The 20,349-nt window shown below is 36.4% G+C and carries 13 protein-coding genes and 2 pseudogenes; 10 read left to right on the top strand and 5 right to left on the bottom strand.

Annotated features, from left to right (window positions below):
* Positions 1-186: 186 nt before the first annotated feature.
* On the bottom strand, positions 187-1,146 hold the full coding sequence (locus tag TERY_RS03630; RefSeq protein ID WP_011610582.1) for a M48 family metalloprotease: 960 nt from the start codon (positions 1,144-1,146) through the stop codon (positions 187-189).
* A 119-nt stretch (positions 1,147-1,265) separates the two neighbouring features.
* Here TERY_RS03630 and TERY_RS03635 point away from each other — a divergent pair, with 119 nt between their 5' ends.
* From TERY_RS03635 to TERY_RS03645, 3 genes are all read left to right on the top strand, one after another.
* Positions 1,266-1,643, top strand: coding sequence for a hypothetical protein (locus TERY_RS03635; RefSeq protein ID WP_011610583.1), 378 nt, complete (start codon positions 1,266-1,268; stop codon positions 1,641-1,643).
* Between the two features lie 730 nt (positions 1,644-2,373).
* A complete protein-coding gene (locus tag TERY_RS03640) occupies positions 2,374-2,880 on the top strand; it encodes a hypothetical protein (RefSeq protein ID WP_011610584.1) in 507 nt (168 codons plus the stop codon).
* Between the two features lie 100 nt (positions 2,881-2,980).
* Positions 2,981-6,571 carry a tetratricopeptide repeat protein gene (locus TERY_RS03645; RefSeq protein WP_044136371.1) on the top strand — a complete coding sequence of 1,197 codons (3,591 nt, stop codon included), beginning with the start codon at positions 2,981-2,983 and terminating at the stop codon, positions 6,569-6,571.
* Between the two features lie 212 nt (positions 6,572-6,783).
* Here TERY_RS03645 and TERY_RS03650 read toward each other — a convergent pair whose 3' ends face one another.
* The 3 genes from TERY_RS03650 to cobI form a co-directional block, all read right to left on the bottom strand.
* Complete coding sequence (locus TERY_RS03650) at positions 6,784-7,695, bottom strand: Rpn family recombination-promoting nuclease/putative transposase (protein ID WP_011610586.1); 912 nt, start codon at positions 7,693-7,695, stop codon at positions 6,784-6,786.
* Between the two features lie 201 nt (positions 7,696-7,896).
* Positions 7,897-9,132: a molybdenum cofactor synthesis domain-containing protein gene (glp, locus tag TERY_RS03655; RefSeq protein WP_011610587.1), complete on the bottom strand. Its 1,236-nt coding sequence runs from the start codon at positions 9,130-9,132 to the stop codon at positions 7,897-7,899.
* 561 nt (positions 9,133-9,693) lie between these two features.
* Positions 9,694-10,392 (bottom strand): precorrin-2 C(20)-methyltransferase, encoded by a 699-nt coding sequence (cobI, locus tag TERY_RS03660; RefSeq protein WP_011610588.1) that lies wholly within the window; start codon positions 10,390-10,392, stop codon positions 9,694-9,696.
* Positions 10,393-11,835: 1,443 nt separating this feature from the next.
* On the opposite strand from cobI, the gene TERY_RS03665 reads away from it, so the two are divergent.
* From TERY_RS03665 to TERY_RS24705, 7 genes and pseudogenes are all read left to right on the top strand, one after another.
* On the top strand, positions 11,836-13,560 hold the full coding sequence (locus TERY_RS03665; RefSeq protein WP_011610589.1) for a diflavin flavoprotein: 1,725 nt from the start codon (positions 11,836-11,838) through the stop codon (positions 13,558-13,560).
* A 238-nt stretch (positions 13,561-13,798) separates the two neighbouring features.
* Complete coding sequence (locus tag TERY_RS03670) at positions 13,799-14,026, top strand: transposase (RefSeq protein ID WP_011610279.1); 228 nt, start codon at positions 13,799-13,801, stop codon at positions 14,024-14,026.
* A 77-nt stretch (positions 14,027-14,103) separates the two neighbouring features.
* Positions 14,104-14,499, top strand: coding sequence for an IS5/IS1182 family transposase (locus TERY_RS03675; RefSeq protein WP_370497370.1), 396 nt, complete (start codon positions 14,104-14,106; stop codon positions 14,497-14,499).
* Positions 14,480-14,641, top strand: a pseudogene (locus TERY_RS36110) (IS5/IS1182 family transposase); the annotation flags it as partial. The gene TERY_RS03675 and the pseudogene TERY_RS36110, both read left to right, overlap by 20 nt.
* 550 nt (positions 14,642-15,191) lie before the next feature.
* Positions 15,192-15,861: pseudogene (locus TERY_RS36115) on the top strand (transposase); the annotation flags it as partial.
* Between the two features lie 1,814 nt (positions 15,862-17,675).
* Positions 17,676-18,731: a glucokinase gene (locus tag TERY_RS03685; RefSeq protein ID WP_011610590.1), complete on the top strand. Its 1,056-nt coding sequence runs from the start codon at positions 17,676-17,678 to the stop codon at positions 18,729-18,731.
* A gap of 702 nt (positions 18,732-19,433) precedes the next feature.
* Positions 19,434-19,682: a hypothetical protein gene (locus TERY_RS24705; RefSeq protein WP_011610591.1), complete on the top strand. Its 249-nt coding sequence runs from the start codon at positions 19,434-19,436 to the stop codon at positions 19,680-19,682.
* Positions 19,683-19,911: 229 nt separating this feature from the next.
* Here the strand turns inward: TERY_RS24705 and TERY_RS03695 are convergent, their stop codons facing one another.
* Positions 19,912-20,187, bottom strand: coding sequence for a hypothetical protein (locus tag TERY_RS03695; protein ID WP_044136374.1), 276 nt, complete (start codon positions 20,185-20,187; stop codon positions 19,912-19,914).
* Between the last annotated feature and the right edge of the window lie 162 nt (positions 20,188-20,349).

The following is a 20,349-nucleotide window of genomic DNA, read 5'->3' on the forward strand; positions in this document are numbered from 1 at the left end:
CATTTGTCTGTTGAAGAAACATGGCGGACAATGCATGACTATGGCAATGGACCACTATCTATAATTCTATTAATTACCTCAATTTCTCCGAGTCCCAGGCTTGCTGACCTGCCGACTTGCTGAGTCCCCTACCCCCCCACTTCCCTATTGCCCTATTGCCCTATTGCCCTGTTGCCCTAGTCCATGTTATCTTGACTTTATCCGGTTAATTTCTTGTTTTAAGTCTTGAATTTCACGACGCAAAGCATCTGCTTCATTTTCTGGAGAGTTTACTTCGACCTCAACAGCACCCTCACTAGTAGCACATTTATAGTTACCAGCATGAATTTGACGATATTCAGCAGAATTTGCCCAGTTTTGCAAGTAGCGCAGTCGTTCTACTGGGAAAGGATGGCTCAACATTAGACCCTGACCACCATTGTAAAGCAAAAATTTATAAACTTGATTTAGGCCATCTTGGTCTAGGCTTTGATAATCATCAGACTGACGAATGAACTCTTCTAGGCTACACTCATTTGCATACTTATTACTGACTCCAGCTACTTTCATCATAGTTTGCATAACTAAATTTAGGTCGTCCATGACTAAAAGAGCAGCTCGATCTGCTGATAATTCAGCTTTGCGTCGCCACTCGTAAAAGGCAAAAATTAACCCACTGCTAACTAAATTACCTAAACCAAAAGTTACGTCTGTGATCGCTGAAGCAATACCCATTGCCCAAGTTGCCATCTGATTTAAGATTGGGTGGCCACACTTAATATGTCCTAGTTCGTGAGCTAGTACGGTTTTTAATTCTGCTTGATTTAATAAGTCTAAGAGACCAGTATTTAAAACGATAATGGGTTGATCTTTGCCTAGGGAATAACTATTTACTTGGGGATCTTGAGAGACGAATAGGGTCGGTTCAGGTGATATGTCTAAATCTATAACACATCCTCGAAATATTTGATAGATACTGGCATATTGACGAGGCCCAACTTTAATTCCATTGCCCATTAAATAAACATATTGTGGGCGTTTATAAATAAATTCTACAAATTTACTGGCAATTAAGTCAAATCCAGGTACGTTGCGTAATGCATCTTCAGCTTGTCGATCTAGGGGATGGCGAAATGCTTCGCTAGAAATTCCGGTATAGGTAGGCATGGTTAAGTTTTGATGACTTAGTAAGAATAAGCCAGTTTTGATTCTGGCATTTAAAGGTTTATATTAATTATGTTGGCAAATAAAATAAAGCAACTGCAGTTTAAGGTTCAGATTTAAATATGGCTCACCTAAAAAAATACGATTCATTAGATCGTTCTTTAGAAAAAGCTTTGACAAATCAACTGATAGATAAGTATTTTGACCATACGGAAAGTTGGCTGAGGGCTATTCTACGAAAGTGCATTTTTTCTCTTGCTTATGTGCATGAAGAAACTATTTTAACTATTGAATGTCCAAATTTGGCTATTGCTAAAAGGTTGAGTCGTAAAACTCATCCTTTTTTATGTTTTGCAGAGTATTTTTCTGACTATCAAAATGATCGGGTTTTGATTTGTTATTTGGATGAGGGTAAAAGTTGGCAGTGTTTTGACTCAACTGAAAAGTTGTGGATGCCTTTGGCTAATTTTGTTTCTTATTCTGCTCAAACTGATTATTAATTTCAGACTTAATTCAAAACTAAAAAGTTGAGAAGTTTTATCTAGTTATAAGTTCTGAGTAATATCAAATCTAAAAAACTTTTCGATGTTTTCCTAAGTAGGGATGTGTGGAAGTTGAGGAGCCGGGAAGTTTAGGAGCTGCGGAGTCCGGGAGCCAGGAAGTTGAAGAGTCGGGGACAAATAAATATCAGAATTATATACAATTATTGGCTAGTAGTAATTCCTCTTAATGTTATTGAATCTTACTAATTGTTTGATGATAAAAGTTTTGCATTAAGTATAGCATTGTTTGGGAGAAATACATCAATTTTTGAAATTTTATTTAATATTATTTAGGTTTTTGAAGTTTCTTAATGGTTGGTGTATTTCCTCGTGTTTTGTTAAGTGATCAACCATTTATCTACATAATAAAATTTAGATCTTTTGCCTGATTAAATTAACCTATTTACTACAAAATTGGGTTTAAGTTCGGGCTCAAGTTCATAAAAGTTTACAAAAATTATATAAAATTTACACAATGAAAATAAAATTAATAGGGACAGAGGAGGATATAGTTTTCTCTTTGCTAGTTTAAGCGATCGCTCTCCAAGAAAGGTCAAAAGTTACCTATTCAAAAGTCAAATGGAAACTATCTAAATTTAACGGTTTGAAAATGTCTTATAATGATGGGGGTTACTATATTTTAATAAACTGCTATATTTCAATAAATTTTATTTTAGGATAAACATTTATGGTTTATATTCATCAACGGTTAGCTGATTTAGAGAAAACGATTAAAATACTTTACGAAAAACTGGGGTCTTTTGAAAAAGAGCTAGCTATTATCTCTCCCGGTAGTGATAAAAAGTTTGAAATACAGCAACGCATTAAGACAGAAGTCTTACCGGATATTTTTCGTTATGAAAAGGAATACTGGGAGCTTTATCCCATGCAGGAGGTTGTTATTCCTGAAGATCAGGCGGCCAGTCAGTTGGTACAAGTTGAGCAAGCAGTTACTTCTCTTGAAGGTTCTTTTGCTGAGTACCCTCCGGAAATGTTGGCTTTGTTGGCAGAAATTCGAGCTAGGTTGGATGGTTTGGAGAGATCAGCTTCTGCTAAATTGAAAGTTGCTATACCTTTAATTCCGGCGATCGCTTCCTATGAATTGGAGATGGATACCGAAGGTGTGATGTCTAAAACCTGGAAACCTCTCAGAGGATTGATCATGAGGTTACATCCTACCTTTTTTCGGAAATGATGGCCAGTCAAAAAGCAATCCACCTGTCAATAATCATCTTTTTAAGCTCCCACTGTCAGATATTTCGACGTTTACTGGGCGCAGGGATGAGCTGAAACAGTTGGAAAATTTACTGCTGTTTCAGGAGGGTGAGAAAGTATGCAGTATTGTGGGGTTGACGGGAGGAGGCGGAGTTGGTAAATCTGCTTTAGCTTATCATTTTGCTACTGTCCATCGGTATGAGTTTCCTGACGGAGTGATAGGTTTGCGAGTGGATAAAAAGGATGTCAATAGTATTGCCCGTCAGTTGGCGAGAATCATTGGCCATCCTATTGATGAGGATGATGATATAGAAGCTAGGGAGATTATGCAAAGGTTCTTTGCTCCCAGGCGGATGTTGCTGATTTTTGATAATGCGGAAGAGGCGAAAATTAAGGTACTACGTCCGGGGGGAAACCGTTGTGCTATAATTGTTACTACTAGAAAGCAGAATTTGCCTGTTTCTTTGGATTTGTCTGAAACTGCTACAATTAGGTTAAGATCGCTCCCGGAAAATGATGCTCTGGACTTACTGAGGAATATTGTGGGTCAAAGTGAGATTGATAATGCCTTAGCTGCAGCAAAACGGATAGCTGAAGTTGTTGGTAGGTTACCTTTGGCCCTACAGGTTGCAGGTGGTACTCTGCGGGGAAAAAGGCGATCGCTGGCTACTTATGCTGATTCTCTACAAAGGCAAAAGGAGCAATTGAGACTTTTACCACGACTACGCTTGGGGGAAGATCCAGATTTTAATGTGGTAGCTTGTTTGAATTTGAGTTTGGAGTTTTTGCAGGAGGAGGAAATTGATTTTTTTGCTTGTCTGGGGGTTTGTGGGGAGGATGGGTTTGCTCTGAGAACGGCAATGGCAGCAGGGGGTTGTGAGGATGAGTTTGATGCTGAGGATTTTTTAAATAAGTTGTATGAGGTATCGTTGTTGAATTCTGAGGAAGTTCAACAGGACCGTTTTGTATTACATCCTTTGGTGCGGGAGTATGCTAGGTCTGTTGCTCAAGATAGGAATTTGCTGAGTTTGGCTCAGGAACGTCATGCTCAGTTTTTTGTGGAGCGGTTACAGTTTGATGATTTGGAGGATGAGACGGTTATTGCGGAAGTTGCTACAGATTTGAGTGATGTGTTCTTAGCTGCTGAGTGGTTGCAGAGTTATTGGGGTCAGACGACGGAGAGTAGAAAGGAAGCTTATGAATTTGTTTTAAAGTTGCAGCCGTTATTTGAACATTATGGCTATTGGGAACAGGGAATTAGTCTGATGGAAAGACTTCAAACTTGGGCAGAACAATTTGATGATTGGTATACAATAGTTAGATGTCAAATGCACCAAGGTCGGTATTGGTCTTTTGTAGAAGAATTTGAACGAGCAGAAGAAATCTTAATTTCTGCAAAAGATATTTCATCTGATGATCAAAAAATTGAAGATATAGATACGCGGGGGAAGCGCCATTCTAAAGTACTAAATGTACTAGGTGGTGTTTATAAGAAACAAGGTAAGACGGAAAAAGCTATTGAAACTTTTAAAGCACAAATAGCAATTGATGAAAGTCTTGATGATAAAAAGTCTCTTACTATTGCTTGGAACCGTTTAGGAGGAGTGTTAGAAAAACAAGGTAAATTCAAGGAAGCACAGCAGGCTTTTGAAACCGAAATAGACCTCGCTAAAAGTATTGATGACAAACATGGACTTGCTATTGGCTGGAATTGTTTAGGAGGAGTGTTAGAAAAACAAGGTCAATTCAAGGAAGCACAGCAGGCTTTTGAAAAGGGAATAGAGCTGGCTAAAAGTCTTGATGACAAACGTGAACTTGCTATTGCCTGGAATTGTTTAGGAGGAGTGTTAGAAAAACAAGGTAAATTCAAGGAAGCACAGCACGCTTTTGAAAAGGGAATAGAGCTGGCTAAAAGTCTTGATGACAAACATCAACTTGCTATTGGCTGGAATTGTTTAGGAGGAGTGTTAGAAAAACAAGGTAAATTCAAGGAAGCACAGGAGGCTTTTGAAAAGGAAATAGAGCTGGCTAAAAGTCTTGATGACAAACATGGACTTGCTATTGGCTGGAACCGTTTAGGAGGAGTGTTAGAAAAACAAGGTCAATTCAAGGAAGCACAGCAGGCTTTTGAAAAGGGAATAGAGCTGGCTAAAAGTCTTGATGACAAACATGGACTTGCTATTGGCTGGAACCGTTTAGGAGGAGTGTTAGAAAAACAAGGTCAATTCAAGGAAGCACAGCAGGCTTTTGAAAAGGGAATAGAGCTGGCTAAAAGTCTTGATGACAAACATCAACTTGCTATTGGCTGGAATTGTTTAGGAGGAGTGTTAGAAAAACAAGGTCAATTCAAGGAAGCACAGCACGCTTTTGAAACCGAAATAGACCTCGCTAAAAGTCTTGATGACAAACATGGACTTGCTATTGGCTGGAATTGTTTAGGAGGAGTGTTAGAAAAACAAGAGAAACTCAAGGAAGCAGAGCACGCTTTTGAAAAAACAATCAAGAATACAGACTTCAATCATAAACAGTCTCTTACTCTTGGCTGGAAGCGTTTAGAAAGAGTGCAAAAAAAGAGGAAATTAAAGGAAGCACAACAAGCTTTGAAAGAACAAATAGAGAACGCTAAAAGTCTGGATGACCAAAAATCTCTTGCTATTAGCTGGAATTCTCTAGGAGAGTTGCTAAAAAAAGAGAGGAAACTAGATGAAGCACAGCAGGCTTTTGAAATAGTAATTAATATCAGCCAAAATTTCAAAGATCAATATTTTTTAACTGCGTGGGCATTACATAATTTAGGCATAATTTATAAATCAAAAAAAGAATTTGAAACAGCCGAAAAATTCCTCAAGGAAAGCGTCGAAATTTTTAAAGATAACAATTATTTACCAGGTTTAACAAAAGTGATGAGTACCCTAGGCAGTGTTCTAGAAAAACAACAGAAATGGAAAGAAGCAAAGAAAGTCTTAGAAGAAAGTTACAGTTTTGCCGAAAAACTTGGGGATGAATTAGGACAAGCTATTATAGCCAATAGCTTAGGACAAGTTATGGCTCATCTGGAAGAAGACGAAGCTCATGAGCGTTCCTTTATGTACTTTAACCAAAGCATTAAACTAGGAAAAAAACTAAATAATGAACCTCACCTAGCAAAAGTATATACAGCAAGAGGAAAAATATTTTGCAACCGCGGACAGAACGAACGCGCTGTTGAAGAATTGTCTCAAGGGTTTGAAATTGATGTCAAATTAGGCAACATCCGAGGTTTAAGGATAATTATTCCCAGTATAACCCGTATTTTATCTACATTAGGAAAACAAGAAGAAGCATTAGCATATTGTGAGCGGGCACTAAAAGTTGCTCCTAATAATACCAGTTTCCAAGAATTATATCACAAAATTCAGAGAGCGATCGCCACAGGTACTCAGCCAACCTTCTTTATAACAGGTTCAGTGCAATACATTCGGTATGATAAAAAAGAAAAGTTATACAGGGGTAGAATTAGTCCAGATGATGGAACCTTAGACATTTTCTTTAACGACAAATACATGAATACTGAGTCTATATCTCAATTAACCGAAGGAGAGTTAGTAGAAGTTGAGGTCAAAGAAAAAAATGGAAAACGCTATGCAAAACAAATTAGTGTAATTGAGGAAGAAGAAGATGATGATTGGTAATTCTGATAATTGTAGTCAATTCTCAAGTTTTATGAATAGATATATTCCCAACAAAAAAGATATTTACAAACTATTTTTATGATTCTCTAACTGCAATAAAAAATCCTGAAATAAATAATTTATGACAGATAGAGAAACCTAACTTATTATCAATAAAATCAGGTTTTAATTCTCCCTACCATTGTACTAATAATTGATAACTGAAATGATACCTACCTATTTGCCAACCAATTAGATAAATCATCAAGATTATTAAACCTTAAAACTGCCTTAGTTAAACTCTCCAAATATGCCAAAGATAGACCATCAAGCTGAGTAGCAATTTCATCTTCTGGAACTTTGTCAAAACGCTCCTTGAGTAAAAGTATTATCATAGCAATTGTCCCTTTAATTCGACCCTTTTTCTCTCCTTTTTCCTCAGCAAAAAGTATACGCCCACTCTCATCTTGTGCCATAATTGCCCGTTGTTCTAGCAACTCTAATTCCTTAACACTTAGATTAATTTCATTAGCAATATTGAGAGCTTTTTCTATCACCGAAACCTCCCCCAAAATTTCTGGAATAACCTCCAAACTGTCCGCCTCTTTAATAAAATAAATCCACTTATCCACTAAACTTTCCAACTCATCCAATGACTTATTAAACTTCGGCAACTCCACAAAAACTAACCGCATTTCTGCCGCTGTATATTTAAAGAACTTTTTCTCATTTAAAAACGCAAAAGAATTAACAACATCCTCTATTTCTGGAAACATTTCAAAATCCGTAATTGTCACCCCAATAACTGGTTTTAAATGCCTGTAACCTTGGCGCGGACCTAATTGAGTAGAATAGGTTTTTGCCAAATTATAAACCACCCGCTTATCAAAAGCAGTAACACTAGCTACCTGCATTTCAATAATCACCTGAGAATCATCATCCAATACTGCTCTAACATCCAAATAACTATCCTTTAAAGTTTGTACCTGAGCGGGATTATAAGGATTAATTATTATTAGAGATTTAATCTGGTTTTTTCCATCATAAATAACCGCATTGAGAAAGCTAATTAATATGTCTTGACTTTGGTCAGAACCAAATATTTTCTTAAAAGCATAATCAGTTTTCGGACTAATAAATGCCATAGTAATTTCATCCCCTAGTTAATTATTAAACCTCTTGTTTTATTATATAATAAACTCAAAAGACACGTATTTAACCGGAGATGATATTACAGTACTACATAAACAAGACGCGCACAATTATAAATCCTCAAACCTATTCAAGAATTACTTTTGAATTCGCGCCTTCTGACTTCTGAGTTCCACCTAGGAGTATAATAACCATTAATTAATTTTCAATACTCGCACAGACTCACCCGCCGGAATAAAATTTTCATTCAACGGTACAACAGCTAAACCTGTCGCTCCTGCTAAATTAATTAAATTTCCCGAATAATGACTACCAACTGCAAGCTTAAATTCATAACCATCATTTCCTAAATTTAACTGACCCCAGAGATAAGTCTCCCGTTTATTCTTAGAATTTAAATCTTGAAGCAGCCGCGCCCTCACAAACTCCGGTCCCCATTCTGCCTCATTCGCTCCAGCTAACTTTTTCAGCGCAGGTTGCACAAACCGCCAAAAACTCACTAAAGCCGAAACAGGATTTCCTGGTAAACCAAAATATAAACATTTAGTATTAGGAAAACTTGCTACTGTTAATGGTTTTCCTGGTTTAACCGCTACAGAATGAACATGAATTTCCGCTCCTAACTCTGTAATAATTTCCTCAATATAATCATAGTCTCCCACTGATACTCCACCAGTAGAAAGTAAAAAATCTGTATTTAAAATAGCTTCAGCAATAGTCTTTTGCAAAATTTCTGGTTCATCTGGCAGAATACCAAATTTTATTACTTCCACCCCCATTTTCTCTAGAGCTATAGTTAAAGCATATTCATTTGAGTCTACTATCTGACCATATTTTAGAGGTTGATCTGGTTTAACCAATTCATTACCAGTAGAAAAAATTCCTACTTTTACTCGCCGATATACGTTAATTTGAGTACATTGGAGTGCTGCTAAAACAGCAATTTCAGCAGCACCTAAGTAAATTCTCGGGTTGAGTACAGGAGTACCTGCCTTGTAGAATGATCCACGATATCGCACAAATGCTTGGGGTTCTGGAGCTTCTAGGATAAGTACCCTATTACCTTCTCGCTGGGTCACCTCCTGTATAACAATAGTATCTGCTCCTATGGGCATACAAGCACCTGTAAAAATACGAGCTGTTTGCCCTGGTTGAATTTGCTTTTGAGGCTTAGACCCTGCAAGAATTTCTTCTACAATTTCCAAAGATATGGAATTTTCTGGGCTACAGTCTTTAACATCTGCAAATTTGAGGGCATAGCCATCCATTGCTGAATTATCCCAGTGAGGAAAATCAAGTTTACTGACAACTGGGTTAGCTAATATCCGTCCTGATGAATTTAATAGGTCTATTGTCTCTACATCCTTGTCAGCATCTAGGGGTTGTACAAGGCTTAAAATGATTGACTCTGCTTGGTTTACTTCTAGCATTTCTAGTTTGCTTACTAGGATTTTGGTTGTTGATAATTATAAGTCTGATTTGACTATTTTGACTATAAAATAAGATGGGAAATTTATTTTTTTAAAGAGATGAAAAAAATTAACTATTTAGCAGACTCCAGTGGGAGGAAATTGCTGTTTTACTTAGCAATATGTTTGGGCGGCATTCTGATATCAAATCCCCTTATAGCAGTTTTCATATCGGTATACTACAGTAGGGAGGTTGCTTTTAGAGAGGTTGTATGCAAGGTATCTACAAAATTTTGGTTATGGCGATGTAGTTGATCAACCTGAAAAACTCTGTAATTCAATATCAAAAAAAGTTTCATCTTCAGGTAAGCCGGAAATTTTTCCTAAGTCAATTTTCTCTTAAGTTTTGACTTCTGAGTTCTAAGTTCTAATCAATTATTTAATTGTACCAATACTCCCGGATTTAATATTAAGGACAATTACCTGATATTCTGTCTCTTTGACTATCCATAATAAAAGTCTTAGGGAATTAGGATCAATGTTCTGGTTTCAGAGGTACTGTTAACTGATAACTCTTCACCGTTAATTGAAATGACTAGGAATTAAAATTAAAGACCAGTAGGGAACTTCAGTTGGTTCAACCTCAGTAATACTAATAATTTTTTGCTCGGTTTGGGTTGCCCTTTCAATATAAAGTGCCCGCTGCAACAGCCCTAACTCATCCAGAATATTGCGAACTTTAGCAAAATGCCTGCCTAATTTGATAATTACTACCGCATCGGCAACAGCTAGGCGATCGCGTAATTTAACCTCATCTAAAGTAGCAGGTATAATGGTCAAGACATCATTGCGGTAAGTCATTGGCACACTGAGCATAGCAGCGCTTGCCGTTATGGAGGAAATTCCGGGCACAACTTCAGTGGAAAACTTTCCTGAAAGTCGCTGAAAAATATACATAAATGAGCCATACAGCATCGGTTCTCCCTCACATAAAACTGCTACATCTTGTTTCAATTCCAGGTATTGACTAATCTGTTGGGCAGCTTGGTCATAATAGGGTTGGGATGACTCGTGAATATTAAAGGGCAAGTACATCGGAATTTCTGTCTGGTCAGAACGAATAACATTAGCTACGATCGCTCGTGCCAAAGATTTGCTGTTTTCTGAAGTAGGGTAAGCAATTACTGGAACAGTAGTTAAAATTCGGTGTGCTTTGAGAGTCAGTAACTCTGGGTCTCCAGGCCCAATACCTAATCCATATAGTTTTCCTAGTTTTGTCATTTCTTAATTATACCAGTTTGAAAAAAGTTTTTTCATAGTTTTATTCTAGTCCCAATTTATTTATTTTTGGGGATAGTCTCAAAGCAAACTAGAGTTAGGATGTACTTAAATATATAAAATTATACACTAAAAGAAGTTTGGAAAATGTACAGAAAAAAAAATTAATTCTACTGTAGCTAAAAAAAAGAGTGCTTTACCTATACGATAGAAAATTTTACCTATATATTAGAACGATTAATATAACAGAACGAAAACTAGTCATTATTCGGGTTTTAAAATCATTAAAAACACATAAAATAATTATAACTGTATATAGAAAATTCCATAGTATTTTCCTATCCCATTAGCTGAAAAAATATCAAAAAAAAGATATATATTTTATTTTAAAATCAAAAAAATTAGCTATGATTAAACGAGGTATAAAATATGAAATACTAGCATAATTAAAATCAAGATCGGTGAAGCTAAATTATTATTAAATCAAAAGATTACCAATATGCAAGAGAGAAATAATTTACTAAATTATAAAAACTAGAAAAATTGTCAAAAATATGTTTCCAAAAAAAGTATATTTTGAGCAATTTATCATCCCCAGAAAAAGCTCAAAAATCTATATCTAGAGAACGGTAATAGAAGCAATATTTAAAAATTATAAAAGCAGTGTTTATAATCTAGAAGTATATCAAGCTAATTAAACGAGACTGAATAATTTAATTTTATTAATAGCTCTTTCATTCACAATTAGTTATTTTTAAGAACAAAAAATTAAAAATAAAATGGTTAAATAATATATATCAATAACTAAAAAAAAGTAGAAGCTAAAGAAAGCAAAGTAGCTTTTTTATTTGATTATCTTGTATTTATTCCCAAATAAATAATAACTTTACCTAGAAATTATCAGGAAATTTAATACTGCTTAATCCTCATAAATAAAGGAAAAAAATTAATTCTGGAACCATGACAATAAAAGTGGTAATTTAGAAGTTATTTTTAGTTAACTAATCTCCCAAATATTCAGGTTTTATGGATATTATGGTTGAAATTCCATGAAGCCTTTTCCTATTCTATAAGTCAAGCTTTTTGTCCTGTACTTAGACTTTTATGTCCCTGGTGGACACTGCTCTTAAGTTGGGTATCAGCTTTTTTGAGTATATCTAAAGATCGCATCTGTGAAGCGGGAATCATTCTTCCTCTGGCAACTATTATCAGTGTTCAAGCTTCTGTTCATTTCTTCAGTTGCTCATGGTCAGCAGAATCATTCCCTACCCCCAATTATTGAGGGGATACACTATGATTGATGCTTAAATGCAAATTTTTGTTTTATCTGAACCGTATTGTGGTATAAGCCCTGAGAATAGGTGTTTAAGAATTGTAGTGAAGCGATCGCTACAACATGATAAAATATAACATTATAGGGGTTTTGTATAAATTAAATAACTAACTATGCTAGAAACCACAAAAAAAAAAGACGTTCAAGTTGTCATAATTGGTCAAGATACAAAAGTACTAAGGTCTCGCACCTGGGATAGACTAAAATTTGAAGTGGAATATTCCCTGCAAAAAGGTACCACTGCCAACTCCTATCTCATTCAAGGAGAAAAAACCGCAGTTATCGACCCCCCCGGAGAATCATTTACTCAAAATTATTTAGAATCATTACAACTACGCTTAGATTTGCATCGTCTTGACTATGTGATTCTCGGTCACTTTAATGCTAATCGTGGAGGGACCCTAAAAGAATTGTTAGCAATAGCACCATCTGTTACCTTTGTCTGCTCAAACCCTAGTGTTTTAAACCTAAAAGACTATTTTAAAGATGAAGAATTGAAAATTAAGGTAGTAAAAGGAGAAGATACCCTTGACTTAGGTAGTGGCCATAAATTGCAGTTACTCACCACTCCCAGTCCTAAATGGCCAGATGGCCTAATGACCTATGACCCCCAAACTCAAATTCTGTTTACAGATAAATTTTTCGGCGCTCATGTTTGCGGAGACCAAGTTGCTGATGAAGGGTGGACTATTTATAGCGAAGATAGACGCTTTTATTATGATTGTCTCCATGCAGCTCAAGCCAAACAAGTACTTTCTACCCTGGAAAAAATTTCTGAGTTAACAGTGAAACTCTATGCTCCTGGTCACGGGCCACTGGTACGTTATGGGATGATGGAGTTAACCAATCTGTATCGGAAGTGGAGTCAGGAACAGAGTTCGCGAGACTTAAATGTAGTTTTACTTTATGCTTCAGCTTATGGTAACACAGCTATTGTTGCCCAGGCGATCGCTAGAGGCTTAACTAAAGCAGGGGTAGCTGTAGAATCAATTAACTGTGAAGTTGCCACATCTAATGAAATAAGGGAAGTAGTAGAAAAATGCGATGGGTTTATTATTGGTTCCCCCACTCTCGGCGGTCATGCACCAACTCAAATTCAAACAGCTTTGGGTATTGTATTAAATACAGCTTCTAAGGATAAATTAGCAGGAGTATTTGGTTCCTTTGGTTGGAGTGGTGAAGCAATAGATTTTTTGGAAAGTAAGTTAAAAGATACAGGCTATAAATTTGGTTTTGAGCCTATTAGAGTAAAATTTAAGCCAGATGATGTGATGATTCAAACTTGTCAGGAAGCTGGTATTGATTTTGCCCAAGCTTTGATTAAATCACAACAACGTCGTTCACCTAAAGCTTCTGTAAGAGGCTCGGGAAGCGATCGCACCGCTCAAGCAGTGGGAAGGGTTGTGGGTTCTTTATGTGTGATGTCTGCCAAACGTGGGGATGTCACTAGTGCTATGTTAGCTTCTTGGGTATCTCAAGCAAGTTTTAATCCTCCTGGTGTAACTGTTGCTGTTGCTAAAGACCGGGCTTTAGAATCTTTGACCCATACAGGCGATCAATTTGTGTTGAATATATTAGCTGAGGAAAAGAAGAATTTACAAAGGCATTTTATTAAAACTTTTACACCGGGAGAAGATCGTTTTATTGGCATTCAGACAAAGGAAGCTAATAATGGTTGCCCAATTTTAGAAGATGCTCTTGCTTATCTAGAATGTAAAGTAGTCAAACGGATGGAATGTGGCGACCATTGGTTAGTTTATGCTCTGGTAGAGAATGGTCAACTATTAAATGATGGAGTGACTGCTGTTCACTTCCGCAAAACAGGCATTCATTATTGATATACTTCCGACGTTCCGCTTACAAAAGCAATACAGGATTATTCAGTCAGGTCAAAACTGACCATGGTTTTGAGGTGAAGCTATTTCCTCCCCTATATTGACCCCGACTATAATCAAATACCTCCTGCTTGTTAAAAGAAGCGGAACGTTTTTTTTATGTAAGTATCCAACTGTTGACGCTGGCTTTCCCTTATAGAAGCCATTTGGGATCTTTCTGAAAGACTATAATGGATAGAAAATGCCATATTCTAGTAGCTTGACAGATGAGGAGTGGGTTATAATTGAACCCCTGTTACCCAAAAAGAAAAGAACTAAACCCCCCAAATGGACTAAAAGAGAAATATTGGATGGTGTTCTCTACCAACTTAAGAATGGTTGTAACTGGTGTGACTTACCCAAGGATTTACCTCCTTATTCGACGGTATTTTGGCACTACAAACAATGGCGTATTGGAAGGGGTAATTGAGAAGATTAGAGATGTTTTACATGGACAACTGCGTCAAAAGGTAAAAAAAAAAGCGCTCCGGGACAACTTTAATCATCATTGACTCACAAGCAGTCAAAAATACTTGTAATGCAAGTACAGAGTCGAAAGGATTTTGCTTTTACAAGAGTACTAATGGAATCAAGCGGCATCTAGCAGTAGATAGCCTCGGTTTTCCTTTTTTTACTCATTGTACTAAAGCATCAGTCTCTGATGATGTGGGATTAATTGAAATGTTGTCTGACAATATTAATTACTTCAAATCTAAACCTGTCAATATTCCTAAAATCACTATTCTTCAGACATACGGATATCACCCGGAAAAATTAACGATTGAGTTGAAAAAAATTTATCCAGCGATTATGACCAAGATTCGGTTTAAGCTCTCACCTAAGCCCTCGAAAGCCCTCGAAGAAGAAGCAGGGACAAAGGGGTTTTGTACCCGTCAAAGCTAGATGGGTCATTGAAAGAACTAATTCTTGGATGGAAAGATGTAAGAGTTTAGTCAAAAACTTTGAAAGAACTCTTGAGAATGCCACCACCAAGATTAATCTTTGTTTTGTTAGACTTATGCTTAAGAGATTGGCGATCGCCTGAACGGCAAAAAAAGATCCCAAATAGGTTCTATAATATGAAGGGTGAAAAAAGAATGTGTTCAAATAGTAAGAAAGTTTAGTCTCAGTCAAATTAATTATTACTATTACTGTTCAGTATAGTTGATATCTAAGTATAGGAAAAAAAGCTTGACTTATAGAACAGGAAAAGGTTTCATAGAACTTCAACCATAATGTTCATGCAGCCTGAATATTTGGGAGATTAGTTGACTACACTGAACAATACAAAGTTCTCGGTAGAAAAAAAACATTCCCCGCTCTTATGTCAGGGAATGGTGAATGCTGGCTAATGATTCTTAAATTTGACCAGCAAATACTCTTGAAATGCACATAATACTTTGTCTAGAGCAAATATTGACCAACTTACGTCCAGTGTTTAGTCGTCATGCCACTTATAAATAGTTCGTTATACTAATTTCGGGCATTCGTTTATGCAACCAACATTCGGCAGTTACAAATGATCGACTTGCTGTGGAACTAACACAACATTTTTACACCGAAGCTTTGCACTGGTTCCATTCCCAGAAGATTAACAGAGAGATTCAGCAAAGTTCGTGGGAGAGATGGAAGTCTTTATAGAGCTTTATAATAGCTAACACAGTCCAAGGCAGCCTCTAATTTTTACGGATGAAGCAGTTGTCTAGTTCACCGGGGATCTTTATGAACCAATTGAAATGCAAGCACCTCAAGATGCTAAAGAAGATTATCACTACACTAGTGAAAGAACTCAAGCTTTGTTTATATTTTTTGATCTCATTAGCGGTTGGCGACTAGTTACTGGATAGCCTTACCAGTATTAATTAGGCGGAATAAATTCGACCATTATTAGAGGTAAATTATCTTAAAGCTGAAAAAGTGAAATTACTTTGGGATAATCTTAATACTCATAATATTGCTTCATGGTACAAGGCTTTGCCCGCGCCAGAAGCACACCGTCTGACTCAAAGATTGGAAATTTATCAGACACCTTGTAATGTTAGTTGGCTGAATGTTGCCGAGATTGAAATAAGTGTTTGATCACAGCAATGTCTGGCTCGACGTATTCCCACTGTGACGCAACTGGCATCAGAATTGAATACTTGGCAATAGGAATGAAATCACACAGCTAGTAAAGTCATTTGGAATTTCACAACCCAAGATGCACGAATTAAATTGAAATATCTTTATCCGATTTTTGAAACTATGACAGACTCAAAACTTTAAACACTTGTTTTCCTCTGCCAATTTTTAGCGATCGCTTCTTTCTTCTTGTCAATTTTTAGCGATCGCCTGATGGTCTGTGGTCAGAACTTCCTGCCCCTAAGACTAATACACTATTGTAAACTTGACACGCCAGTAGTAGTTGATAGATTCTTTCCATCATCAAAAATTTACTTGAGTGAAACGGAGATTTTTCACTTAGCCTGGTATTAGTCGTCTCACTTCAATTACCAAGCTAGACTATATATATTAATGGTTGCAACCAGGATGAATTTTGCTAACAGTATCAGTGCCGATAGCTGGAATATAAAACTTAGTGATGCTACTTGAACTAGTAGTAGTTGATAGATTCTTTCCAATATCCAGACTTATGCAAAGACACTATATATAGTGTATAATAAATTGACTATTTTCACTATAGGTTTGTGGAACAAAGCGCTTCACCACCCCAAGCAAACGCTTAATTATTTTTATTCAAAAACACTTTTAATTATTCAAATTAAATAAACCTCATTTTTTTTTAGGGTATTTTAATTCTGAGAATAGACCCAACAGTTGATTCAACAGTTGATTGTATTATGGCTAATATTTTTTATTTTGAGAATACTAAATTCATTATAGTACACTTGCTTTGAGTAATTGTGTAAATATTGACAATAATCAAAATATTTAAAACTTTATGCTTGAGATTTAAATGCTTTTATTATAACAGTTATATTTTTTTTCGTGAACTTATTTAATAAAATTAAATAATATCTTACCATGATTTATGCTCTAATTAGTATTAGAAAATAATTGCATTAAAGATGGTACTTATCCAGAAAAACCAAGAAGTAGAATCAAGGTAATAATACTTAAAACTTACGCTATATGTAGTGTCCCTAAGTAAATCCTGATCCTAAAAAAATTGCTCTAGTGGAAAGGAGATTTGCTCGTGAAGCCTCGTAATTAGTTGTCTCACTTCAATCACCAAGCTAAACTATATATATTAAAAGTTACAGCCAGGATAATTTTTGCTAATAGTATCACTGGCAACAGTTAGAATATAAAACTCAGTGATACGGTTTAAATTAGTAGTAATTCATAGGTTCTTTCCATCATGGAAAATTTGCTCTAGTATAACGGAGGTCTCCTCGCAAAGCCTGGTATTGGTCGTCTCACTTCAATCACCAAGCTAGACTATATGTATTATAAAGTTACAATCAAGTTACAACCAGGATAACTTTTGCCAACAGTATCACTGGCAACAGCTAGGATATAAAACTCAGTGATACCGTTTGAATTAGTAGTAACTCATAGGTTCTTTCCATCAAGGAAAGTTTGCTCTAGTATAACGGAGGTCTGTTCGCGAAGCCTGGTATTGGTCGTCTCACTTCAATCACCAAGCTAGACTATATGTATTAAAAATTACAACCAACTTACAACCAGGATAACTTTTGCCAACAGTATCAGTGGCAACAGCTGGGATCTAAAGCTCAGTGATACCGTTTGAATTAGTAGTAATTCATAGGTTCTTTCCATCATGGAAAATTTGCTCTAACTGTGGTGATCTATACGGATATACCACAAAGAATGGGAACGTTTGCCTGCTCTTAATGCGGTATATCATTGACCAAGATTTGAATAAAAGTACAAACCTAAAAAACGTGGTCTGGGAAGACTCATCAATAGCTGTAGATGATTACTGCCAAAGGTCTAAGAGTCAGTAGGAAGTAAACATGACTATTGTTGCCTTATGTGACACTTTCTTTGTGTGACACTTTCCTCATGTGAAAATTGATAGAGCAGTATGCATTTTTTCTAGGAGAATAAAATTTATGACATTGTTAGTTGCAGGTGACATTGGTGGTACGAAAACTATACTACAATTGGTAGAGGTAAACCGAGAAGAATCAAAAGCTTCCGTGGAACTACGTAAACTTTATGAAAATCGTTACTTGAGTAACGATTTTCCCGATTTAGTACCTATAGTAAAAAAGTTCCTTGAAGAAGCTAGTGAAAAATTAGGAGAAAAACAAAAACCTGAAAAAGCTTGTTTTGCCATTGCCGGTCCAGTTGTCAACAACATAGTTAAATTGACTAATTTGCCTTGGATAATAGATGCCAAACTTATGGAAAATGAGTTAGGTATATCTCAAATTAGTTTGATTAATGATTTTGAAGCAGTAGGATATGGAATTTTAGGTTTAAATACTAAGGATCTTGAAACTTTACAACCAGGTGAACCTAAAAGTGATACTCCAATAGCTGTAATTGGTGCTGGTACAGGATTAGGACAATGTTTTTTGATTCGAGCAGCAGGGGTTATTAAAGTATATCCTACAGAAGGAGGTCATACAGATTTTAAGGCACGCTCACAGTTAGAATTTGACCTATTAAAATATTTGAAGAAATTACATAATATAAAGCGAGTCTCTGTAGAAAGAGTAGTTTCGGGAATGGGAATTGTCGCAATTTATCAATTTTTACGCGATAGCCTATTTGCTACAGAATCTCCAGAAATAGGAGATCAAATTAGACAGTGGGAAAAAGAAGTAGGTTCAAATCAAATTACTGTAGACCCAGGAGCAGTGATCGGTAAAGCTGCTTTAGAAAAAAGTGACCCCTTGTGCGAGCAAACCTTGAAGATGTTTATAGAAGCTTATGGGGCAGAAGCGGGAAATTTGGCACTGAAACTTTTACCCTATAGTGGTTTATACATAGCAGGGGGTATTGCTGCTAAAATTATCCCACTTATAAATTCAGGTAGTTTTATGGAAGCTTTTAAGGATAAAGGGCGAATGAAACCCTTATTAGAAAAAATACCTGTTCATGTTATTTTAAATCCTCACGTGGGATTAATTGGTGCAGCAATTCGTGCTTCTAATTTATAGGGAGTAAGAAGTTGGGAATTAGGAGTAAAAGGAGGGAGAAATCTTTGATATTTTGAGTTAAGCTATAGTAGAAACAAACCTAATTTTCATATTCAAACCCTTTCTTCTCTCCTGATTTCTCAATCATAGAATAATTACTTCAGAACCTACACAAAAGCACTATAATTGTAGTATTAAATTCTATCTGCTTCTACCTGGCAACATCGGCGTTATCCCACCCAGTTGCTGTTAAGGCTTTTCTGCAGCGCGGAGCATAGCTCTTACTGACCATTTAAGCTAAATTAAAACTAGCATTATTCCCGCTCTGAGTATACTCTTGAGCAAAAAAGAGTATAATTTGTGCACGAAAGAAGCACATCTACCCTGAGTGATTTATAGACTAAAAGAATAGATATAAAATGTGATCGTTCTTCTTATTATACTTGAAGATTTGTCTGTAAGTCTCGACGGACCATTTTTTTTTCTCCTAAATTATTCACAAGAAAAACATAATCTGAATTAGCTTAATAAATATATTAACTCCTATATAGAATCCCATTATATAATATATGTATATGTATGTCACTAAGAACGGGTAGGCATCAAAGCAATGGGAAAACGTTTGAGCATTAAAGAGCAAATTTGCAAATTTGCAAGAAATAAAGAAGCTTTATTGAGACACTAGAGATGTGGTAGAACTATCAGTGGCAGATTATCTGGCTATTGGCTAAAAGTTCAAAGAGTGAAGAAGTAGCGATAGTGACTGGGTTAGCTTTGCAATGGATTCAACGGATAGCCCAACAGTTTAACAAGCATAGGACCAGCAGTAATTGGAGATGGTCGTCACCAGAACCAGATAGCAAAGGTTTGGCTCCCGGACCAGCAGCAAGCTCAACTGGTAAAAGTTTTAGAAGGAGAGCCACCAGGTGGAGGCAGATGGAGTGGCCCAAAGGTAGGGCTCTTGACGAGTGAGTTGCTGGGACCTCCGGTCTCTCCACAGCGAGAATGGGAATATCTAAGGGGGCTAGAATACAAGATTGAAGTGTCTCGGCCATCTCATGCTTTAGCTTCCGAGTTGGAGCACGAAGAATCGAAAAAAACTCCAACAGCGACTTCAAGAATTAGAAATAAAACTAGGTAAACCTGTATGACTGTGGATTATGTATGGATGAACATCGCTAAGGACTTCAACCTGTAATTCTTAGGAGTTAGTTCTCCTGGTGGTAAGTTGGGAGTGCTCCAGTTTACTAGAGATTTGAGTAGTGGCTGTTTGAGTGAGTAGAAACACAAATAATGAGCCTAATTCTCGAAGCTTTTGCCCAACCCCAGAGAATTCATCAGGAGAATCAAAGGTTACTGGTACCCGATAGAGCTGGATAGCAGACCACAGATAAGTTAGAAATCTCGCCGGGTTTGTTTTGAAAGTTCTTAGCTGCTTATTCTCCTGAACTACAGCCTGTAGAGAGACTATGGCCATGACTAGACGAATCAATTATGAATAAAATTTTTGATTCTTTAGAACAGCAACTAACATTTTATCATCAACTTTCACTGTCAGATTAAATTTTTTATGTTTGCCAGGTACTGGAGGTTTGTAGCTCCAATTAACTATCTTAGGATTGGATTATCTCCTGGTATA

It is taken from the genome of Trichodesmium erythraeum IMS101, from assembly GCF_000014265.1.
In the GTDB taxonomy this organism is placed as follows: Bacteria; Cyanobacteriota; Cyanobacteriia; order Cyanobacteriales; family Microcoleaceae; genus Trichodesmium; species Trichodesmium erythraeum.

Coding starts and splice junctions, on each gene's coding strand:
- TERY_RS03630 (WP_011610582.1), bottom strand. CDS start 1,146: ATGCCTACCTATACCGGAATTTCTAGCGAAGCATTTCGCCATCCCCTA.
- TERY_RS03635 (WP_011610583.1), top strand. CDS start 1,266: ATGGCTCACCTAAAAAAATACGATTCATTAGATCGTTCTTTAGAAAAA.
- TERY_RS03640 (WP_011610584.1), top strand. CDS start 2,374: ATGGTTTATATTCATCAACGGTTAGCTGATTTAGAGAAAACGATTAAA.
- TERY_RS03650 (WP_011610586.1), bottom strand. CDS start 7,695: ATGGCATTTATTAGTCCGAAAACTGATTATGCTTTTAAGAAAATATTT.
- glp (WP_011610587.1), bottom strand. CDS start 9,132: ATGCTAGAAGTAAACCAAGCAGAGTCAATCATTTTAAGCCTTGTACAA.
- cobI (WP_011610588.1), bottom strand. CDS start 10,392: ATGACAAAACTAGGAAAACTATATGGATTAGGTATTGGGCCTGGAGAC.
- TERY_RS03665 (WP_011610589.1), top strand. CDS start 11,836: ATGCTAGAAACCACAAAAAAAAAAGACGTTCAAGTTGTCATAATTGGT.
- TERY_RS03670 (WP_011610279.1), top strand. CDS start 13,799: ATGCCATATTCTAGTAGCTTGACAGATGAGGAGTGGGTTATAATTGAA.
- TERY_RS03685 (WP_011610590.1), top strand. CDS start 17,676: ATGACATTGTTAGTTGCAGGTGACATTGGTGGTACGAAAACTATACTA.
- TERY_RS03695 (WP_044136374.1), bottom strand. CDS start 20,187: ATGGCCATAGTCTCTCTACAGGCTGTAGTTCAGGAGAATAAGCAGCTA.